This is a genomic window from Halomonas sp. NYA30, from assembly GCF_976980765.1.
This window is the reverse complement of sequence record NZ_OZ334477.1, coordinates 4,266,126-4,284,688: the sequence shown is the minus strand read 5'-3', so window position 1 is coordinate 4,284,688 and position 18,563 is coordinate 4,266,126. Positions and strand designations below refer to the sequence as shown.

Sequence of the window (18,563 nt, the reverse complement as noted above, 5' to 3'; positions counted from 1 at the left end):
GCCTCATCGAAATTGATCGTTCCCTGAAGCGCACGATGGGCTTACTTACGCCAAAGCGAGCACTCCTGAAATATTACTTGTAAAAGTTAGTAAAGACCGAAGCAGTAATGACTCCGGCCTTCACTGGACAGGTGCATTGATTCCAATGCCAGGACGCGTCTTCTACGAGTGGACTGGGGGGAATACGCCATTGAGGAAAGACGCCAGTTCCTCCGTGCTATCCAGCGGAAAAATGCCGGCCACGTACTGATCCGGGCGTACGACCACTACTGCGCCACCCCGAGAGATAGCACGTTCTTCGAATATATCGTGGTCCTCGAGTGTACCGAACACATGCTCCATATCGGTCAGCTCGAAACACCCCGCTTTAGGCTTAAAAACCTGGGCAACATCTGACATATCGAAGTCAGTGTAGGCCTGTTGGTGGATCAATTTGATGTCGAACAGCAGGGGAGGCAAAGCCTCTTCCGCCCAGTAGGTCCAGGATCCCAGCACCTCAGACTCGTTGGGGGCTGGTGCGTCTGCAAATACATACACGCGCCAGCGACCATCAGCAGTGTGCTGGTGGCCAATGTGCAGAGGCACCAGATCACATACCCGACCCACCTGTGCGGATTTGAAACGTCGGCCTATTGGGTAGCCGGCCGCGAGTTGCTGATGACGTACGGATGTGGTGATTATGGATGGCTCGTACTCGGTGAGGTAACCGGCATTGAACTCCGCTGTCTGGGTATAGAACGTTTCCAGTTCCTGTGGATCCTTTAGTCGGTCGTTCGACTCAGCCATGAGAGAAGACCACTGTTTGTCGAACTCGATAAGCCGGTGAGCAATGTCTCTGCGTTCGTCGGCATAGGTACATAGAAGTTGCTTGGGGCTGTTACCGGTGAGCACATGGCCCAATTTCCAAGCAAGGTTGAAGCCATCCTGCATGGAAACGTTCATTCCTTGGCCTGCTTGCGCTGAGTGTGTATGGCAGGCGTCGCCAGTGATAAAAACGCGCGGGTACTCACTGTTTGTTTTTTCGGAGCTCCTGTCATCGAAATCGTCAGTGATACGGTGGCTTACCTCATAGACTGAGTGCCACACCACATTTCTCACATCAAGCTTATATGGATTCATGATTGCCTGAGCTTGAGCGACTATCTTCTCGAGAGGGGTTTCCCGGACACTACGTTCGTTGCCTTCCGGAACTTCTCCAAGGTTTACATAAAGGCGGAACAGGAACCCACCCTCGCGCGGGATGAGTAGGATGGAACGACCATTGTTGGCTTTAATGGTGCACTTCTTTCGAACATCCGGAAAGTCAGTATCTGCAAGAACATCCATGACACCCCAAGCCTGGTTCGCTTGGTTACCGCTAAGCCGGTACCCCAGCGACTTTCGAACATTACTCCGTGCGCCGTCTGCTCCAATTAGATACTTTGTCCGGATCTGAAACTCTTCACCTTGATCGTCACCAGCGGAGCGGCGTAATGTGACTTTGATCGGATAGTCGCTGTCTTCCAATACATCAAAATCAACGAATTCATAACCGTAGTCCGGCTCCATGCGAGTGGGCGCGTTTTTCATGTAACGGTTAAAATGATCAATGATTCGCGTTTGAGTAATGAGCATCATGGGCCATTCACTGAACTTTGTGGGGAGCTCCCGGACACTGCTTTCCCGCGCGACATGCTCTGGTTCGTTCGGATCCGGCTTCCAGAACGTCATGTCTGTAATAGTGTGGGCCTCCGCATAGATCTCGTGCGCGAATCCAAATGCCTGAAATGTCTCCATGGTTCGCGAATGAACACCATCTGCATTGGCCAGTTCCAGACGGTGGCCACGCTTTTCAATCATGCGTGTATTTATGTTCGGAAATTGTGAGAGCTGCGCAGCTGCGATTGATCCGGCCGGCCCACAGCCGACGATGAGAACATCCATAGTCTCTGGCAGATCTTTGGGTCGATCGACTCCAACCCCTTGAGCCGGCAAGGTCATAGGGTCACCGGTTTGATAGCCTGATACGTGAAACTGCATATCAATACTCCAACTTATTATATATTGAAAATATGTGTTGATGGTTTTCTGCATTTAAGAGCCCTAACAAGGCTCTCCGAACGCCAGCTGGTCTTTCAGTTTCGATCGTCAGACCTTAGCGCTGGCGGCCAGCTGGCTGGCCTGGTTCTGCTCGTCTTCCTTGGCCTTGGCGCGCGGACGCGCGTGGCGGTGCTGCAGCTCGGGCTGCTCGGTCTTGGCCAGCTCGATGTCGAACACCACCTCGGAGAAGGAACCGTCCAGCTCGCGCTTGGCGATCTCGTCCTTGTCCTCGATGCGCTTGGCCGTCACCACCAGCTCCTCGCGGGTCGCGAAGGCGAAGTCGTCGAAGGTGTAGGGGTCGCCCGCCAGGTTGATCTGGGTGGTCAGGTGCTGGTGACCCGGCGCGGAGATGAAGTAGTGGATATGCGCCGGGCGCTCGCCGTGACGGCCCAGGGACTTGAGCACCACGTCGGTGGGGGCGCCTTCCGGCACGCCGTAACCGGAGGGGATGATGCTGCGCGCGGTATAACGCCCTTCGCTGTCGGCGTAGATGGTGCGGCGCATGTTGTACTCGTCCTGGGTCGGATCGAAGAACGAGTAGCAGCCCTTGGAGTTGCAGTGCCAGATCTCGACCTTGGCGCCGGGGATCGGGGTGCCGTCCACGTCACGCACCTGGCCGGTCAGCCACATCACCTCGGCATCCGGGTCGCTGCCGTCGTCCATGCGCGCGAAGCCCTCGGCTTCCGGGGCGCCGGCCACGTAGAGCGGGCCCTCGATGGTGCGCGGGGTGCCGCCGGTGCGCTTGGCCTCGGCGTCGGTCGCGTCCTGGCGCATGTCCAGGAAGTGATCGAAGCCCAGGCCCGGGGAGAGCAGGCCGAACTGGGTATCATGGCCCAGGGCATTGAGCAGGCTGACGGCGAACCAGTACTCCTCCTCGCTGACGTCGAAGTCGTCGATCAGCTTGTAGAGGTCGGAGATCAGGCGGTGCATGATCTGCTTGGCGCGCTCGTTGCCGCCCTCCTGGTCGAAGCCGGCGACGGTCTTCAGGAAATCCTGCACTTCGGGGGTGCCGAATATCTTCACGGTCATGGTGTTGTTCCTATTGTGTTATTCCGTGCGGGTCGGCGCCGATCGACGACCCGCTGTCGGTCAGATGCGCTTGAAGAGGGCCGAGCGTTGGGTCGTCTCGGCACCATCGGCGGCGGTGAGGAAGCGCTCCATATCAATGTCGCGCTCGAACAGCCGGCCCTTCATCAGGCCCCGAGGTGGTATCGATCATCGGCGACGGCCGCACAGGTAGGCCTTGTGCTCGCTGAAGCGGCCATTTAAGTAGGTATTGGCCGTATCCTGAACGAAGCCCACGAAACCATCCCAGGCGTCATCATCTAGGGGTGAATTAAGGGCCGGCACGTAGGTGAAACTCTCGTGCTCGGCGGCAAGCTGTTCGAAACGTTCGCTTCTCTCCTTTACGCGCACAAAGCGCTTGAGGTTCCTGGGAATGGATGACTGGGACATCTAGCACCTCCGAGTGAGTCGTCACCCAGGTGTTACAAGAGCCGTGCCAAGTTCCGAAAAAAAGGCATAGATCATTGCGAAACAATGACCTGCGTCATGGGAAGTGAGAGCTCACAGGAGAGCTGGCATGAGAGAGATCAAGGAAATGGTGAAATGCTGCGGCGCAGCTTCACAAAAACATGAAATCCTGGAAAAGCCGGGGCTGGGCCAGGCGGATGTTGGTGGAAAACGCATTGGGGACTTATGCTGTGGCCTTCGCCGGCGACAAGACCGGCCGGCCGGCTGAGTTAGACTAAAGAACAACCCAGCCAATAATAGAACAACACGCGACCGCCTGACGCCACGAGGAACCCCATGCCCGCACTCCTGACGACCCCGCACTACCCCGACAGCCAGGACATTCTCGACAAGTTGCGTTTCCTGCCTGACGAGGGCCAGATCTGGCTCGGCGAGCAGCGAATGCTGCTGCTGCAAGTACAAACCATGGCCACCTTCCGCAAGGAGATCGTCAATACCATGGGCCTGCAGCGCGCGCGCAGCTTCTTCATGCGACTGGGTTACCATGCCGGCATCCAGGATGCCGAGCTGGCCCGGGCAGTACGCGGCCAGGACATGTCGGTGGAGGATGGCTTTTTGACCGGCCCTCAGCTCCACGCCCTGCGCGGGCTGGTGAAGGTGGCGCCCATCGCCCTGGAGATCGACACCCAGAGCGGGCACTTTTATAGCGAGTTCGAGTGGCAGGACTCCTACGAGGTGGCCATCAGCCACAGCGCTTTCGGCCTGCTCAAGGAGCCGGTGTGCTGGCTGCAGCTGGGCTATGCCTGCGCCTACTCCAGCCAGTTCCTGGGCCACGAGATCCAGTATCGCGAGGTGGAGTGCCGGGGCCGTGGCGACGAGCGCTGTCACATCGTCGGCAAGCCGGCCCATGAATGGGAAGATCACGAGGCCTTCGCCGAACTCTTCCGCGAGGATCCACTGATCGACGAGCTCTATGAGTTGCAGTCACGCATCGCCTATCTCGAAGACGACATCGTCCGACACCAGGGCGAGGAGCGTCATCGCCCCATTGGCCAGGCCCCGGCCTTCCTGGGTGCGCTCGACCTGATCGACCGCGCCGCGCGCTCCGAGGTATCGATCCTGCTGCTCGGCGAGACCGGTACCGGCAAGGAGATCTTCGCCCACCGCGCCCACCAGCAGAGTGAGCGCTCTACCGGTCCCTTCGTGGCGGTCAATTGCGCCGCCATCCCGCCCGAGCTGATCGAGTCGGAGCTGTTCGGCGTCGAGAAGGGGGCCTATACCGGCGCGGTGCAGTCCCGCGCCGGGCGCTTCGAGCGTGCCCACGGCGGCACCCTGTTCCTCGATGAACTCGCCGAGCTCTCGCCGCGCGCCCAGGCGGCGCTGCTGCGGGTACTGCAGGAGAAGCAGATCGAGCGCGTCGGCGGCCAGGCCAGCTACCACGTCGACGTCCGCATCATCGCCGCCACCCATGGCGACCTGACGGAGCGCGTCCAGGACGGTCGCTTCCGCGCCGATCTCTTCTACCGGCTCAATGCCTATCCGGTGATGATCCCGCCGCTGCGTGAGCGTCGCGACGACATCCCCCCGCTCGCCGAGCACTTTCTTGCCCGCTTCGAGCAGCACTATCGCATCAAGACCCTGGGCTTCACCGACCAGGCCCTGGCGGCCATGCACCGTCATGCCTGGCCGGGCAATATCCGCGAGATGCAGAACACCATCGAGCGTGGTGTGATCCTCACCGGCGACCGTCAGTCTATTAGTGAGCAGGCGCTGTTCGGCCAACGGCCTGATCCTGTTGGTCAGGTACTTGGCGACAGCGGGCACCTCACCTCAGACACCTCAGCAACGAGCGATACCGGCGATGCTCTGGAAACGCTGTGTACCAGCATTCTGGAAGGCGGCATCGCGCTCGAGACGTTGGAGGAAGCACTACTGGAGCAAGCCTATCGCGAGGCCAAGGGCAATATCTCAGCCGCCGCCCGGCGCCTGGGGCTAAGCCGGGCGGCCCTGGACTATCGGCTGAAGAAGCCGGGAAAGGTGTAGCGAATGAATCGACGGCCTACATGGCGGGCAACGACAGTAGAGCCGTGGGGGCAGGACAGACCGCACATCACCCAGTGAGCCGCTGCACGGTCACCGTGCGATGTGCGAGATCAAGACAGAGCAGGCCGCCTTGCCGATGCGCTTGTGCAGGGGGAGGCACGGATTTATCCTTGCTCAGTTCAATGAGAATAGCTTCAGTCTGGATAATTGCACATGTCCGCTCGTAAGGTAGCGTCACTATACTTCTTTCCTTGTTCTAGCAGCCCTTGGTTTGAGTATATATCTCCATACCCCCTGATCTGAGTACGGCTCCAAAGGTGGTCAAATGATACGCGATAATCGCCGTTTTTTTTACGGCGTGATTCCTTGGAGACATGGAGAATATTATTCGTGCGGGCACACAATAGTTAGAGTCGATGCTTTTTAAGACGGTAGGCATAGGCTGCACGTGTCATTCCTAGACGCTGCGCTGCTGCAGATATATTTCCGCCACTATCACTATTGGCAGCTTGAATTAGTGCTCTTTCTACCTCTTCTAATGTCATGCCAGCGTCTAGGAGTGGTTGAACACGCTGTCTAGGAGATACGTTGCTGGAGTTGTCGTCGAGTGTTGGCATGAGCATGCCCGAATCATCAAGGCCTTGAGCTTTCTCGCGCTCCAGTGTCGGGACGCGGTAATCACCAAACAATGCTTTTTCAGAAATGTGTTTATTGTCAGCAGTGAGAATCACACCTCGTTCGACGCAGTTCTTGAGTTCGCGAACGTTTCCTGGCCAGCGGTACTGGTGCATGGCTGAGCGAGCCTGGTCGGAAAAGCCAAGTGTGCGGCGCTGGTAGTGATGCTCGAAGTGGGTGAGAAAGTGCTCCGCCAATGGCACGATGTCGTCAAGGCGCTGGTATAACGGTGGTACGCTCAACGTAAAAGCGTTAAGGCGGTAAAATAGATCCTGGCGAAAATTGCCCTGTTCAACACGTGCTAGTAGGTCAGTATGGGTAGCGGCAACGATACGCACGTTGACCTCTGTGACGCTCTCGCCGCCGACACGTTCGATCTGACCTTCCTGAAGCGCGCGCAAAAGCGCTGCCTGTGCACGCGGTGAAAGTTCAGCAAGCTCATCCAGAAATAGGGTGCCTCCATCGGCGCGTTCAAAACGGCCCATACGTGACTGCACCGCACCCGTGTAGGCGCCCTTTTCGACGCCAAAGAGCTCTGACTCAATGAGTTCAGGCGGTATAGCAGCGCAGTTTACTGCAATAAATGGCCCGCTGGCACGGAGGCTATGATCATGCAGACGTCTCGCAAGAATCTCTTTTCCCGTACCGGTTTCGCCCAATAGCAACACGGGAACCTCCGAGGGAGCAGCACTGTCGAGCATGGTGAGCATCTCTCGAAAGGCTGGTGTTGAGCCAATTGGCCCCCAGGTCTCCTGGTTTCGTGTGCGAGCCAGATCGCTTTCCAGTGTGGCAATACGCGCCTGAAGTTCGTAAAGCTCGTCAATCAGAGGAGCTTCACGCAGTAATTCAGCAAAGGCGACATGATCGGGCCACTCTTCGGCCAGCTTACCAATGATACGGCAATTGTCGTCGCCACAGGCTCGGCAACTCACTTCTCTGTACTGTACTTCGCGGCCCAATAGTTGAGTGGCGTAGCCTGACGCGTAACCCAGCAATGTCCAACATGCAGGCTCACGCTGTCGTCCGCGTGCACGCCACACGTCCACTTCAAACGAACCTTTCCATATGAATTCGCTATAAAAAAGATCCTGCTCGAGATTCATCTCCAGGCTGATCGGCACAGCCTGCACATGCCCCTGCAACGCATGTAGCTGTGGCCCAGCGAGAAAGCTCTCCTCCAACCCTAAACGCTCTCCCCTCAACGACTCGCCAAGCTCGGCATCCATCAGTCCTGAGTAGTAGCCGAGGCGCATAAAGATCCCCCGGGCGCGCTCCATGCCCAACGTCGTAATTAACTCGTTGCGAAAGAATGTCGACGCGGCAAGTGGCATCAGCAGCATGCGCTGCTCGCCTAGCCAAATTTGACCCTCTTCAGGCAGAAAGCGTAGCGCGTCCATTAAGTCGCGAGCATTCGGGTAGTCAGAAGATGAAATAAACATGCCGACTCACGTTGAGGTTGGTAGCGAAGGGGGAAGAAGCAAAAGAGTATCACTTGGTTTGCTGCCTTGGAAAAGCACAACAACTACAAAGAAGTGAAAGTCGGTTGATGATTTGATGAAGGGTTAATCAAATGATTAAACGCTATTTGCGAACGGATGTTCGCCAGGCGGATTAAAAAGTCATGTAGATCAGTTAATTCCTTGATAGCTGTCCTATTTCTTAAATCGGCACGCTTTTTGAAAGGTAGTTGCTAAAGGACCAGCGATAAGTCATTGATTTATACTAAAGTATTAGATTTTCAATGGTCGTGCTGGGTACCTTGGTTATGACATGCCCCTGTCGAAATAACGGAAGATGCTGATATGTACAACATAACAACCGATAGGAACACCGTGGATAGCAACGGCCCAACCCGCCTGCCGTTTAGGCCCCTTTCATGTCCTGCTATTAAGCGCCTAGCACTTGTAAGTGGCCTGCTGTTGTCACTAACAACCGCTAGCTTGGCAACAGCTGCCGAGGAGCGAGAACCTGCCGAGGTGTATCAACAGGTTTGCTCTCATTGTCACAACTTAGATAAAGCAGTTGGGCCCATGATTACCATGCCTTTTCCTGAAGGGGCCTGGGAGGCGAGGGGTAATCATATTCGTAACACGGTTAGGCAAGGCCGTGCTGCGATGCCTTCATTCCGTGAAGCCAAAATCAGTGATGCCGAGCTTGAGGGACTGATTGACGCTTTATTACGCGGTGAACTGGCAAATGCTGCCACAGGTGAGGAGTAATGCCATGAAGCTAACACGCCGTGCGTTACTTAAAAATAGCTTATTACTGGGCGCCACCGCACCGTTATCGATAGGTAGTGCCTTCGCCGCGAACCAGGCAAATGTGTCGCAGCAAGGCCAGATCAATCTTTACGGTAGTAATAAGTCGACCACCGAGCTAGGGCTTGGGCTCCGTCAGCTAGGTTTGAAACCACGCTATGAAGGACGCCTTAACCCGCTAGCGCTGAGTGCCTTACCCAGCGGAACGCTGGCAGCCGGCTTTACCGATGAGTCGGGGATCGTACTACTTACGAGCCTGCTTGCCGGACGTGGTCGGATTCTTGCACTGGGGCGCCATGAGTCAAACCAGCATCATTTGTTAAGTCACCGCGGGCCTATTGTCGAGCCAACGACTATTGAAACGGGAAGTTGGCAAGCTTCTTTAGGACGTGAATATGCCCGCTTAGCGTTGGCCTCAGCTCGCGATCGTCATGCGCGACATTTTTTGGGCACGCCAACTACGACGAATGTCAGCGAGCTGAGCTTCCTGGTCCAACTCTGAATCTTTATCACAATAATCGAGAGACACGTTTATGAGCACGACAAAGCGTATTCTGCCTAAAGGCATTGCAGAGGCCGATTTCGATGCCGCGTTAAATCAATTTCGCGAAACGATTGGAAGCGAGAGCGTTCTGACCGAGAGCGAACAGCTAGCACCCTATACCAAAATAATGATGGCTGGAGATGCTTCCGACTATATTCCCTCGGCTGCGTTGCTGCCCAATGACGCTGAGCAGGTGCAGGAACTTGTACGTATTTGCAACGAGTATAAAGTACCGATCTGGACCATTTCTACGGGTAAAAACCTTGGATACGGGTCAGCTGCACCCGGCGAAACCGGCCAAGTCATTCTCGATCTTCATCGCATGAATCGTATTCTCAGTGTGGATCCTGAGGTCTGTACAGCGCTGATCGAACCCGGCGTCACGTACCAGCAGCTCTACGACTATATCCAAGAGAAAGGCTACAAGCTTTGGTTAGATCCGCCCGCACCGTCGGCGATTGCTGGGCCAGTTGGCAATACCCTTGATCGTGGTGTGGGCTACACCCCTTACGGCGAGCACTTCATGTTTCAGTGCGGCATGGAAGTGGTGCTGGCCAATGGTGAGATGATTCGCACCGGCATGGGCGGAATTGAGAATTCCAGTTCATGGCAGGTATTCAAGTGGGGCTATGGTCCCTATATCGATGGTCTCTTCACCCAATCCAACTATGGTGTCGTGACTAAGATGGGATTGTGGCTGATGCCCGAACCACCGGCTTATCGACCTTTCTTGATCCAGTATCAGGATCCCGAAGATATCGCTGAGATCGTTGATGTGCTGCGACCACTGCGTATCTCTCAAATCATTCCTAACGCAGTAGTGATTGTGCATACCCTGTGGGACGCAGGTACCCATGTGGTACGCAAGCACTATTACGATGGTAAAGAATCCATACCAAGGGAAGCCATAGAGCGGATCAAGCAAGATGAAGGCATTGGCGAGTGGAACGTCTACGCGGCGCTCTACGGCACACCCGAGCAGATCGAGGTCAACTGGAATATCGTCGAGCAAGCATTTGGGGCCAGCGGCAAAGCTAAAATCATGTATGGCGATGAAGCCGAACAGCGTGGTGGCGGCTTCGAGTATCGCTCGGCGTTGATGAAGGGCGACATGAATCTGCAGGAGTTTGGGCTGTACAACTGGCGCGGTGGCGGCGGTTCTATGTGGTTTGCCCCGGTGTCACAGGCCAAGGGTAGTGAGACTAAGGATCAGACTGAGTTAGCTCAAAAAATTCTCGGCAAGTATGGCTTTGACTACGTAGCCGAGTACATTGTCGGCTGGCGCGATATGCACCATGTCATCGATTTGCTCTACAACCGTGAAGATCCAGAAGAGACTCAACGCGCTCATGACTGTTTTGCAGAGTTGATTGATGAGTTCGCCAAGCGGGGCTATGGCCTCTACCGCACTAACACTGAGTTCATGGAGCAAGTAGCCGGAACGTTCGGCGAGCCGCTGCGCAATGTGCATACCGCTCTGAAGAATGCACTGGATCCCAATGGCATCTTATCGCCAGGTAAATCGGGTATCCGTCAGTAGACTTGAGTTCGCGGAAGCCAGTTATGTTCCAAGTTCCATCAACTTCCGCCGCTTGAATTGAGTCTTTCTCAATTTTAGGTACGGGCCATAGAAAATAACGATACAAGAAGGTGGGAACAGATGAAGCCCAATTTCAAGTTTAAGCCAATGATGACCATAACCTTGACAGGCTTACTGGTTATCCAAGCACTGAGTGGCGCGCTAGCCAATAATGGGGATGAAAGTCACCTAAACGCAAATGCCCCTGGTGATAAAAGCAATACGACAGTGGTGATGCTCGGTACAGGAACTCCGGTTTTGAAACATGAGCGGGCAGGCCAATCGATACTCATTGTGGTGGATAAGGAGATGTATCTGTTTGATGCCGGTCCAGGCTTCGTGAGGAACTTCGATGCCCTTTCCGGTGAGGACTTCATGCCTGAGGATATCTACTTCGACAACAATTCGGTTTACGGAGCGATGAACAAGGTGTTTCTCACCCACCTCGACTCTGACCATGTGATGGGTATGCCCGAGCTGATGCTTCGTCCATGGATTATGGGCCGTAGCGAACCGCTGAAGGTAGTTGGTCCCCAGGGTACGAAGGCGATGACCACAAATATTCTTGAAGCGTATTTGGACGATATCGAACATCGGCTGCACGGTACCCAACCTGCTAGCGAAGATGGTTTCACAGTTGAAGTGAGTGAGATCAGCGACACTCAGGTCGTGCACCAAGATGACAAGGTGACCATTACCGCCTTTAACGTTCATCACGGAAGTTGGGCAGATGGCATGGCCTTTGGCTATCGCGTGGAAACACCCGAAAAAACGGTGGTGATCAGTGGAGATACTCGGCATGAAGAGGAGCTTTACCAGTACTTCGATGGTGCCGATATTTTGATTCATGAAGTGATGAGTGAGCAAGGCGTAAGTCAGCTCCCGCAAGATTGGCAAAACTATCTGTACCACGCTCATACCAGTACGCAACAGCTAGCCGAGATAGGTCGCCATATAGCCCCCGAGTTACTAGTAATGAATCACCCATTATTTTTTGGCCAGAGCGACGAACAGCTGACCAATGAAATGGCCAATTATTACGATGGGGAATTCGTGCTTTCCGAAGATCTCGATATCTATAAATGAGGTTGGTTGCGACCAGTAGTAACGACTCTGAGCATTCAAAGGAGCAACAAAATGAGCGGCACTTATAGCGATTTTTATCTTCAGCTAATCGGTGGTAAATGGCGCGAGGGCAGTAGCGAGCGTACCACCGAAGTTCTCAACCCTTACGATAACCGCGTACTGCTGACGACGCGCTTAGCCAATCGCGATGATTTGGATGCCGCATTCACGACGGCAGAACAAGCCCAAACCGAGTGGGCGGCGACGCCACCTGCTGAGCGAGCTGAGTTATTGCAGCGTGTGGTAGCGATCTTCGATGCGCGTAAAGAAGAAATTATTGACTGGTTGATTCGTGAATCAGGCAGCACACGTCTAAAAGCAAACATTGAGTGGGGGGCGGCTCGCGGTATCTCCCGAGAAGCTGCCAGTATGCCGGGGCGTGTCCACGGTATGACGATGTCCTCCAACGTGCCAGGTAAGGAAAACCGTATCTACCGCAAGCCTCTTGGCGTGGTGGGGGTTATCAGCCCATGGAATTTTCCGTTACATCTTTCTCAGCGTTCCATCGCCCCCGCGCTGGCGCTGGGCAATGCGGTAGTGGTTAAGCCAGCTAGCGATACGCCGGTTACTGGCGGACTACTGCTAGCGAAGATCTTCGAGGAGGCTGGTCTGCCCGCCGGCCTACTCAGTGTGGTGGTCGGTGCTGGCAGCGAAATCGGGGATGCTTTCGTCGAACACCGCGTACCCCGTATGATCTCTTTCACGGGCTCGACCCAGGTAGGCCGCGGTATCGGGCGAATCGCCAGCGGCGGTGAACATATTAAGAAGGTGGCGCTGGAGCTTGGTGGCAATAGCCCCTTCGTAGTGTTGGATGACGCAGACCTTGATCAGGCAGTTAACGCCGCGGCGATGGGTAAATTTCTCCACCAAGGACAAATCTGCATGGCGGTCAACCGCATCATCGTTGATGAAAGCGTCTATGACGACTTTGTCGAGCGCTTTGTCACCAAGGTGAAAGGACTGCAAGTGGGTGATCCCAACGATATGGCTACGGTCGTTGGGCCTGTTATCAACGTCAAGCAGCGTGAAGGGCTGGAAGAGAAGATTGCTACTGCCAAGCGTGAAGGCGCTACCGTTTTGGTAGAGGGCGAGATTAATGGCCAGTTGATCCCACCGCATGTATTCAGTGATGTCACCTCGGATATGGAAATCAGCCGTGAGGAGATCTTTGGTCCGTTGGTCGGTATTCAGAAAGCCCGCAACGAGGCTCACGCACTAGAACTGGCTAATGGCACTGAGTACGGCCTCTCCAGCAGCGTTTTCAGTGGCGATATCGAGCGCGGAATGCGCTTTGCCCAGGGCATCAAGGCAGGCATGACTCATATCAACGATATGCCAGTTAACGATGAGGCTCATGTACCCTTCGGTGGTGAGAAGAACTCGGGCCTTGGTCGTTTCAATGGTGATTGGGCAATCGAGGAGTTTACTACCGACCACTGGATCAGCGTGCAGCAAACGCCGCGTCGTTATCCTTTTTAACTCCCCAGAAGATCCCCCTTTTACCCGTATAACAACGCTTGTCACCCGACTCGGGAGGGTGACTCGTTGGCTGATAAAAGAGACAACAAGCCATGAAAAAAACGTCCTCCATCTTCCTGGCGGCACTCAGTGCTAGTGCCGCAGCGCCTTCGGCACTAGCCGTTAACGGCCACTACTCACTCGGCATCGAGGGCTTGGGCGCAGCGGCGGCACCGCCCCAAGGACTCTATTATCGAGGCTACCTGGTTCATTATGAGGTCGACAGCTTCAATGACGGTTCCGACTCATCCGTGCCGGGGAACAATAGCGGCACGGTCAGTGCACTAGCCCACCGGTTTATATGGATGACAGATAAGACGGTTCTAGGTGCCGATTACGGCATGGAGACGATTATTCCCATGCTGGATATCGAGTTTGATCTGGATGTTGCCGGGGGGAGCCGCTTCGACGATGACGGCATCGGTGATCTATTTGTTGGCCCAATAATTCTCGGTTGGCACGGTTCCCAATGGGATATTACCTTCGCTGGCGGCCACTGGTTCGACACTGCTGACTTTGATGTCGATAACCCAGCTTCGGTGGGCAAAGGATACGGCACTACCATGCTTACCTTGGGCGGCATGTGGCACTTTGACGAGGAGAAGCGTTGGAACATCTCGGCCCTGTCGCGATATGAGATCAAGACCAAACAAGACGATACCGGCGTCACTCCCGGAGACAGTTGGCTGGTGGAGTGGGGGCTCGGCCATCGCTTGAACAACGGTCTTGAGCTGGGGTTGGTCGGCTATAACGCTTGGCAACTAGAAGCCGATGAGGGGGCGCCAACCACAGACAAGGCGGAGCGCCATGCAATTGGGGCTGAAGCAGGCTACCTGTGGGCCACCGCCGGTGTGATGCTCAAAGGGGCCTATTATCATGAGTACGACACGCAGGCCGGTGGTCTAAAAGGTTTGGAGAGCGATGGAAATACTCTTCGCCTGCAGTTGACTAAGTTTTTTTGATTTGAGCTGCCCCCGTTTGTTTCGGGCGGGAGCACGAAGGGAGAAGAGTCATGCAAATTAATGCAGCGGTTACGGTTAAGCAGGGTGACGATTTTAAGTGGCAAAACGTGGACTTGACTGACCCGGCTAGCGGCGAGATACGCGTACGTATTGTTGCGACTGGCGTGTGTCACACTGATGCGGTGGCCCGTGACTTGGGGATTGCGCCGTTTCCTATTGTGTTGGGGCACGAAGGAGCTGGCGTCGTCGAGGCGCTCGGTGCAGGTGTGACGGGTCTGGAAATTGGCGACCATGTGGTGCTGTCGTTTGCACACTGTGGAGAGTGTGATCACTGTTTGACCGGGCATCCAACCGTCTGCGGTACATTCAACGAACTCAATTTCGGGGGTGCCATGGAGGATGGCAGCCATCGGCTGCAGCGGGATAACGAGGCACTGGCCACTTTCTTCGGCCAATCTTCATTCGCTACCCACGCCGTGGTAAGCGCGCGTAACGCAGTGAAGGTCGATCGCGAGGTCGAACTAGCGATGCTCGGCCCATTGGGTTGCGGTATTCAGACGGGGGCGGGGACAGTGCTTAACCGTCTGAAACCTGAATTTGGTAGCTCGATTGTGGTGTATGGCTGTGGCGCGGTGGGCCTTTCCGCGGTCATGGCAGCTAAGATCATTGGCTGTCAGCGCATCATTGCGGTGGACGTAAACGAAAGTCGCTTGGCGCTCGCTCGCGAACTGGGCGCAACTCACACCGTTAATGGCAAGCAGGAACAAACTATTGAGCGCGTGCGAGAGATTACCGGTAATGGCAGTGAGTACGCTGTGGAAACAACCGGTGTGCCACTCGTGGTACGTCAGTCACTACAGGCTCTGCGTCCTTTAGGTGTCTCGGCAATTGTCGGTGTCACCCCAGAGGTTACGTTAGATGTTCACCACGACTTGATGGCGGAAGGAAAGTCCCTGATTGGTGTGATTGAGGGCGATTCGGTACCACGGGTGTTCATCCCTCAGTTGGTTGCCTATTACAAAGAAGGTCGCTTTCCTTTCGATAAGCTGGTCACGCTCTACCCAGCGGATCAGATTAACCAAGCCTTCGAAGACTCCAAAAATGGCACTACCGTCAAGCCGGTACTAAAGATCGGCTAAATATGTAGAGACTAATGGGTGAATTCGGCACCGATAATTATATAAATCTTTGAAAGAGAAGAGTAACGCTAGCAGCTACAGTCGGAGGCCATGTATTCGAGGTCAAGGGCTTGGCTCTGCTATACGGGTGACGATGAGGGCGTTGCATTATTGCATCAGGATATATGGTTTTTGATCAATATGCGGATTAGTCGCTGGCGACTAATCTGCTCAGACTCTATGTATTGAATTGGGTTAGAAGCCCCCCTATAGCACGACATCTGTGCTGTCGTGCTATATGCATCCACCTTCTGCTCGGAAAACTGTAGTCAGATCACAACTCTTCAAATTCATCCATTTCTGAGTATAGCATTAGAATTAAATACGTATTTCCATAGCTTTTACTTTTGCTAATATTTAAAAGCGTGAGGTGGCTTTGGTGGTAGTCCCAGTTAAGCATGATTTTAATTATTTTTTTAACATTTGTTTATCTGAGGTATTTGGAGTATTTAGTGATGAAGAGGGAGGAAGTCTACTTAGTAATAGAGAGCATTAAATTTACGCTGTATAAAATTAAATATGATCAGAGTGAAGTAATTACTGCTATTAAGGCCTGAGTTCAAGCATTGGTTGAATTCAGGAGCACAGTGTCTTTGGTTTTCAGTACGCCTGACTAATATCATAGGAACTCGTCGATTGGGGTTTTATAGCCTCAACCTTTTCTGAGTAGCGGTTTAGCTTGCCAACGACTTTATGTTGGCTAAGTTCGTGACCTATCTGAGATCTTTTCCCTTGGTAAATATTGGCAGTGTCAGATCTATGGTTTTCCTCTTAAATAATACGTAAGAGTTTGAATTAAGACAGCATTTTATCCGCTAATAGTCGCATTTACACTAGTTATTGGTACTAGGTGTTGATGCTGGTCATATTCATTCCTACTAGCAGAAAAGAGCGCGTTTTAATGAACCTGATAAAAAAGGCGCTGTGGCACGGATAATTCAGATACCGTCCAAGCTGGTAAAGCGATTCCAATGAATTAAGAGTGGAGATAACAATATGCAACTGCCGTCACTAATCGAAATCCCCAATGGTGAAAAGGTGATACCGACCTTCTCGGATAGCGAAATGAAGGATCGGTTGGCGCGTCTGCGCGACTACATGGCGAAGGAAAATATCGAAGCGGTGGTATTGACGTCATACCATAACATTAACTACTTCAGCGACTTTGTTTACTGTAAGTTTGGTCGTGACTATGGCCTGGTCGTCACTCAAGATCGCTTTACTACCGTGACCGCCAATATTGACGGCGGCCAGCCCTTCCGCCGCAATCACTTGGGCGGCAATATCGTCTATACGGACTGGCAGAAAGATAACTTCTTTAAGGCCGTAAAGCAGCTCTGCGCAGGCAACCGTCGCGTTGGTGTTGAGTTCGACCATATGACGCTGCAGAACCAGCAGAAGCTGTTGGCCGTTCTAGGTGACGTGAAGTTAGTCGATATCGGCGTCCCCACCATGAAAATGCGCATGATCAAGTCCGCTGAAGAGATCGCGCTGATTCGTCAGGGTGCCCGCATCGCCGACGTGGGCGGTGTGGCCGTTCGTGATGCCATTTCGGCCGGGGTTCCGGAGTATGAGGTTGCGCTGGCGGGACAGGCTGCCATGGTACGCGAAATCGCCAAGACCTACCCGCATAGTGAGCTGATGGATACCTGGGTTTGGTTCCAATCGGGTATCAACACTGACGGTGCACATAACCCCGTGACCAGCCGCCGCGTACAACCGGGTGATATCCTTAGCCTGAACACCTTCCCAATGATATCAGGCTATTATACCGCACTAGAGCGAACACTGTTCTCCGAGTATGCCTCCGATGAGCATCTGCGTCTCTGGCAAGCTAACTGCGAAGTTCACCGCCGTGGTCAAGAGCTGATCAAACCCGGTGTACGTTGCTGTGATATTGCTCATGAGCTCAATGAAATCTTCGCCAAGCACGATCTACTTCAATACCGTACTTTCGGCTACGGCCACTCCTTCGGCACCCTCAGCCACTACTATGGCCGAGAAGCAGGCCTCGAACTACGAGAAGATATCGAGACGGTGCTCGAACCCAACATGGTGGTTTCCATGGAGCCGATGATCACGGTACCAGAAGGGCGTCCGGGAGCTGGCGGATACCGTGAACACGATATCTTGGTGGTCAACGAGCATGGGGCCGAGAACATTACCGGCTTCCCTTATGGCCCGGAGCACAACATCGTCAAGTAAACAGTCAAACAAAAGGGGGGATTGTCCCCCTTTTTCTGTCAGGTAGGTGGTGGTAACGCACAGAGTATTTGAGATTTTAGAAACCGTTCTGTACTTGGAGAGGCAAAATGAAAGACGTAAAAATAGAGAACATGGACTGGGTTTCCTACCATGAACTCACCAAAAAGGGGGCGTGTAAGATTATCCTTCCGATTGGTGCAATAGAGCAGCACGGCCCTCACATGTCACTCAATCCGGACGTCCTGATCCCCAGCTATATTGCCGAAAAAGTGGCCGAAAAAGCTGGCAATATGCTAGTGGCACCTGCGATCAGCTATGGTTATAAATCACAAGTAAAGTCAGGTGGAGGTAACTTCTTTCCGGGAACAACCTGCGTTACCGGTAGCGCACTAGAAAATTATGTCTTTGATGTGCTTCAGGCCTATGTCGGTCACGGTAACCATGAATTTATCCTGATCAATGGCCACTTCGAAAACTCCATGCACCTTTGTGAAGCTGCTGACAAGCTGGTCAAAAAATGCGCGGTGGAAGGTATAACCATAAAGATTTATCTGCTGTCATATTGGGATTTCATTAGTGAAGATACCATTGCACAAGTCTTTCCCGATGGCTTTTCTGGTTGGGCCGTTGAGCATGGAGGGGTTCTGGAAACCTCAATTATGTTAAGGATTCATCCAGAGCTGGTTGATATGTCCAAGGCAGTCGACGTTGAGCCAGCAAAATTCCCGCCTTACGACGTTTTTCCGTCCGACCCGACTTGGGTTGCACCTTCTGGCACATTGTCATCCCCTCTAAAAGCAACTGAGGAGAAGGGAAAGCTGATTCTTGAGGAATGTGTCTCAGGAATAGTAAAGCATATGAGCTAAAGGTTTATTTGTGCATGTCTCGGCAGTCGGTTCGGTATTTTACTGAGCCAGATAATAG

Annotated in this window: 15 protein-coding genes; 11 read left to right on the top strand and 4 right to left on the bottom strand. The window is 53.7% G+C overall.

The genetic code is table 11. From position 1 onward, the window contains the following. Nucleotides 1–162: 162 nt before the first annotated feature. From ACWI0H_RS19820 to ACWI0H_RS19810, 3 genes are all read right to left on the bottom strand, one after another. Nucleotides 163–2,019 carry an FAD-dependent monooxygenase gene (locus tag ACWI0H_RS19820; RefSeq protein WP_035562941.1) on the bottom strand — a complete coding sequence of 619 codons (1,857 nt, stop codon included), beginning with the start codon at nucleotides 2,017–2,019 and terminating at the stop codon, nucleotides 163–165. A 108-nt stretch (nucleotides 2,020–2,127) separates the two neighbouring features. Further along, complete coding sequence (gene catA, locus ACWI0H_RS19815) at nucleotides 2,128–3,108, bottom strand: catechol 1,2-dioxygenase (RefSeq protein ID WP_035562943.1); 981 nt, start codon at nucleotides 3,106–3,108, stop codon at nucleotides 2,128–2,130. 186 nt (nucleotides 3,109–3,294) lie between these two features. Next, the gene (locus ACWI0H_RS19810; RefSeq protein WP_035562946.1) at nucleotides 3,295–3,534 is read right to left on the bottom strand and encodes a ferredoxin reductase domain-containing protein; all 240 of its coding nucleotides are present in this window, start codon (nucleotides 3,532–3,534) and stop codon (nucleotides 3,295–3,297) included. 127 nt (nucleotides 3,535–3,661) lie between these two features. On the opposite strand from ACWI0H_RS19810, the gene ACWI0H_RS19805 reads away from it, so the two are divergent. Next, nucleotides 3,662–3,820 carry a hypothetical protein gene (locus tag ACWI0H_RS19805; RefSeq protein WP_158414199.1) on the top strand — a complete coding sequence of 53 codons (159 nt, stop codon included), beginning with the start codon at nucleotides 3,662–3,664 and terminating at the stop codon, nucleotides 3,818–3,820. A 68-nt stretch (nucleotides 3,821–3,888) separates the two neighbouring features. After that, nucleotides 3,889–5,595, top strand: a complete 1,707-nt coding sequence (locus ACWI0H_RS19800) for a sigma 54-interacting transcriptional regulator (RefSeq protein ID WP_485874319.1) — start codon at nucleotides 3,889–3,891, stop codon at nucleotides 5,593–5,595. A gap of 407 nt (nucleotides 5,596–6,002) precedes the next feature. Here ACWI0H_RS19800 and ACWI0H_RS19795 read toward each other — a convergent pair whose 3' ends face one another. Beyond that, nucleotides 6,003–7,709 (bottom strand): sigma 54-interacting transcriptional regulator, encoded by a 1,707-nt coding sequence (locus ACWI0H_RS19795; RefSeq protein ID WP_253028113.1) that lies wholly within the window; start codon nucleotides 7,707–7,709, stop codon nucleotides 6,003–6,005. Nucleotides 7,710–8,072: 363 nt separating this feature from the next. On the opposite strand from ACWI0H_RS19795, the gene ACWI0H_RS19790 reads away from it, so the two are divergent. From ACWI0H_RS19790 to ACWI0H_RS19750, 9 genes are all read left to right on the top strand, one after another. Beyond that, complete coding sequence (locus ACWI0H_RS19790) at nucleotides 8,073–8,489, top strand: c-type cytochrome (protein ID WP_138799585.1); 417 nt, start codon at nucleotides 8,073–8,075, stop codon at nucleotides 8,487–8,489. Nucleotides 8,490–8,493: 4 nt separating this feature from the next. Continuing rightward, nucleotides 8,494–9,030, top strand: coding sequence for a hypothetical protein (locus ACWI0H_RS19785; RefSeq protein ID WP_253028114.1), 537 nt, complete (start codon nucleotides 8,494–8,496; stop codon nucleotides 9,028–9,030). Nucleotides 9,031–9,061: 31 nt separating this feature from the next. Next, on the top strand, nucleotides 9,062–10,612 hold the full coding sequence (locus ACWI0H_RS19780) for an FAD-binding oxidoreductase (RefSeq protein WP_253028115.1): 1,551 nt from the start codon (nucleotides 9,062–9,064) through the stop codon (nucleotides 10,610–10,612). A 120-nt stretch (nucleotides 10,613–10,732) separates the two neighbouring features. Further along, nucleotides 10,733–11,737, top strand: coding sequence for an MBL fold metallo-hydrolase (locus ACWI0H_RS19775; RefSeq protein WP_253028116.1), 1,005 nt, complete (start codon nucleotides 10,733–10,735; stop codon nucleotides 11,735–11,737). Nucleotides 11,738–11,788: 51 nt separating this feature from the next. Continuing rightward, nucleotides 11,789–13,255 carry an aldehyde dehydrogenase family protein gene (locus ACWI0H_RS19770; protein WP_485874318.1) on the top strand — a complete coding sequence of 489 codons (1,467 nt, stop codon included), beginning with the start codon at nucleotides 11,789–11,791 and terminating at the stop codon, nucleotides 13,253–13,255. A gap of 92 nt (nucleotides 13,256–13,347) precedes the next feature. After that, entirely contained in the window at nucleotides 13,348–14,256 is a 909-nt protein-coding gene (locus ACWI0H_RS19765; protein WP_485874317.1) for a SphA family protein, read from the top strand. A 50-nt stretch (nucleotides 14,257–14,306) separates the two neighbouring features. Beyond that, nucleotides 14,307–15,395 carry an NAD(P)-dependent alcohol dehydrogenase gene (locus tag ACWI0H_RS19760; RefSeq protein WP_133731750.1) on the top strand — a complete coding sequence of 363 codons (1,089 nt, stop codon included), beginning with the start codon at nucleotides 14,307–14,309 and terminating at the stop codon, nucleotides 15,393–15,395. A gap of 1,035 nt (nucleotides 15,396–16,430) precedes the next feature. Then, nucleotides 16,431–17,639, top strand: coding sequence for a M24 family metallopeptidase (locus ACWI0H_RS19755; RefSeq protein WP_485874316.1), 1,209 nt, complete (start codon nucleotides 16,431–16,433; stop codon nucleotides 17,637–17,639). A gap of 107 nt (nucleotides 17,640–17,746) precedes the next feature. Further along, nucleotides 17,747–18,505, top strand: a complete 759-nt coding sequence (locus ACWI0H_RS19750) for a creatininase (RefSeq protein WP_253028282.1) — start codon at nucleotides 17,747–17,749, stop codon at nucleotides 18,503–18,505. The last annotated feature ends 58 nt before the right edge of the window (nucleotides 18,506–18,563 follow it).

Excerpts from the sequence above, each read along its gene's own strand:
- ACWI0H_RS19820 (WP_035562941.1), bottom strand. The coding sequence starts at position 2,019 with ATGCAGTTTCACGTATCAGGCTATCAAACCGGTGACCCTATGACCTTG.
- ACWI0H_RS19775 (WP_253028116.1), top strand. The coding sequence starts at position 10,733 with ATGAAGCCCAATTTCAAGTTTAAGCCAATGATGACCATAACCTTGACA.
- ACWI0H_RS19800 (WP_485874319.1), top strand. The coding sequence starts at position 3,889 with ATGCCCGCACTCCTGACGACCCCGCACTACCCCGACAGCCAGGACATT.
- ACWI0H_RS19765 (WP_485874317.1), top strand. The coding sequence starts at position 13,348 with ATGAAAAAAACGTCCTCCATCTTCCTGGCGGCACTCAGTGCTAGTGCC.
- ACWI0H_RS19790 (WP_138799585.1), top strand. The coding sequence starts at position 8,073 with ATGTACAACATAACAACCGATAGGAACACCGTGGATAGCAACGGCCCA.
- ACWI0H_RS19805 (WP_158414199.1), top strand. The coding sequence starts at position 3,662 with ATGAGAGAGATCAAGGAAATGGTGAAATGCTGCGGCGCAGCTTCACAA.
- ACWI0H_RS19770 (WP_485874318.1), top strand. The coding sequence starts at position 11,789 with ATGAGCGGCACTTATAGCGATTTTTATCTTCAGCTAATCGGTGGTAAA.
- ACWI0H_RS19755 (WP_485874316.1), top strand. The coding sequence starts at position 16,431 with ATGCAACTGCCGTCACTAATCGAAATCCCCAATGGTGAAAAGGTGATA.
- ACWI0H_RS19760 (WP_133731750.1), top strand. The coding sequence starts at position 14,307 with ATGCAAATTAATGCAGCGGTTACGGTTAAGCAGGGTGACGATTTTAAG.
- ACWI0H_RS19810 (WP_035562946.1), bottom strand. The coding sequence starts at position 3,534 with ATGTCCCAGTCATCCATTCCCAGGAACCTCAAGCGCTTTGTGCGCGTA.
- ACWI0H_RS19780 (WP_253028115.1), top strand. The coding sequence starts at position 9,062 with ATGAGCACGACAAAGCGTATTCTGCCTAAAGGCATTGCAGAGGCCGAT.
- catA (WP_035562943.1), bottom strand. The coding sequence starts at position 3,108 with ATGACCGTGAAGATATTCGGCACCCCCGAAGTGCAGGATTTCCTGAAG.
- ACWI0H_RS19785 (WP_253028114.1), top strand. The coding sequence starts at position 8,494 with ATGAAGCTAACACGCCGTGCGTTACTTAAAAATAGCTTATTACTGGGC.
- ACWI0H_RS19750 (WP_253028282.1), top strand. The coding sequence starts at position 17,747 with ATGAAAGACGTAAAAATAGAGAACATGGACTGGGTTTCCTACCATGAA.
- ACWI0H_RS19795 (WP_253028113.1), bottom strand. The coding sequence starts at position 7,709 with ATGTTTATTTCATCTTCTGACTACCCGAATGCTCGCGACTTAATGGAC.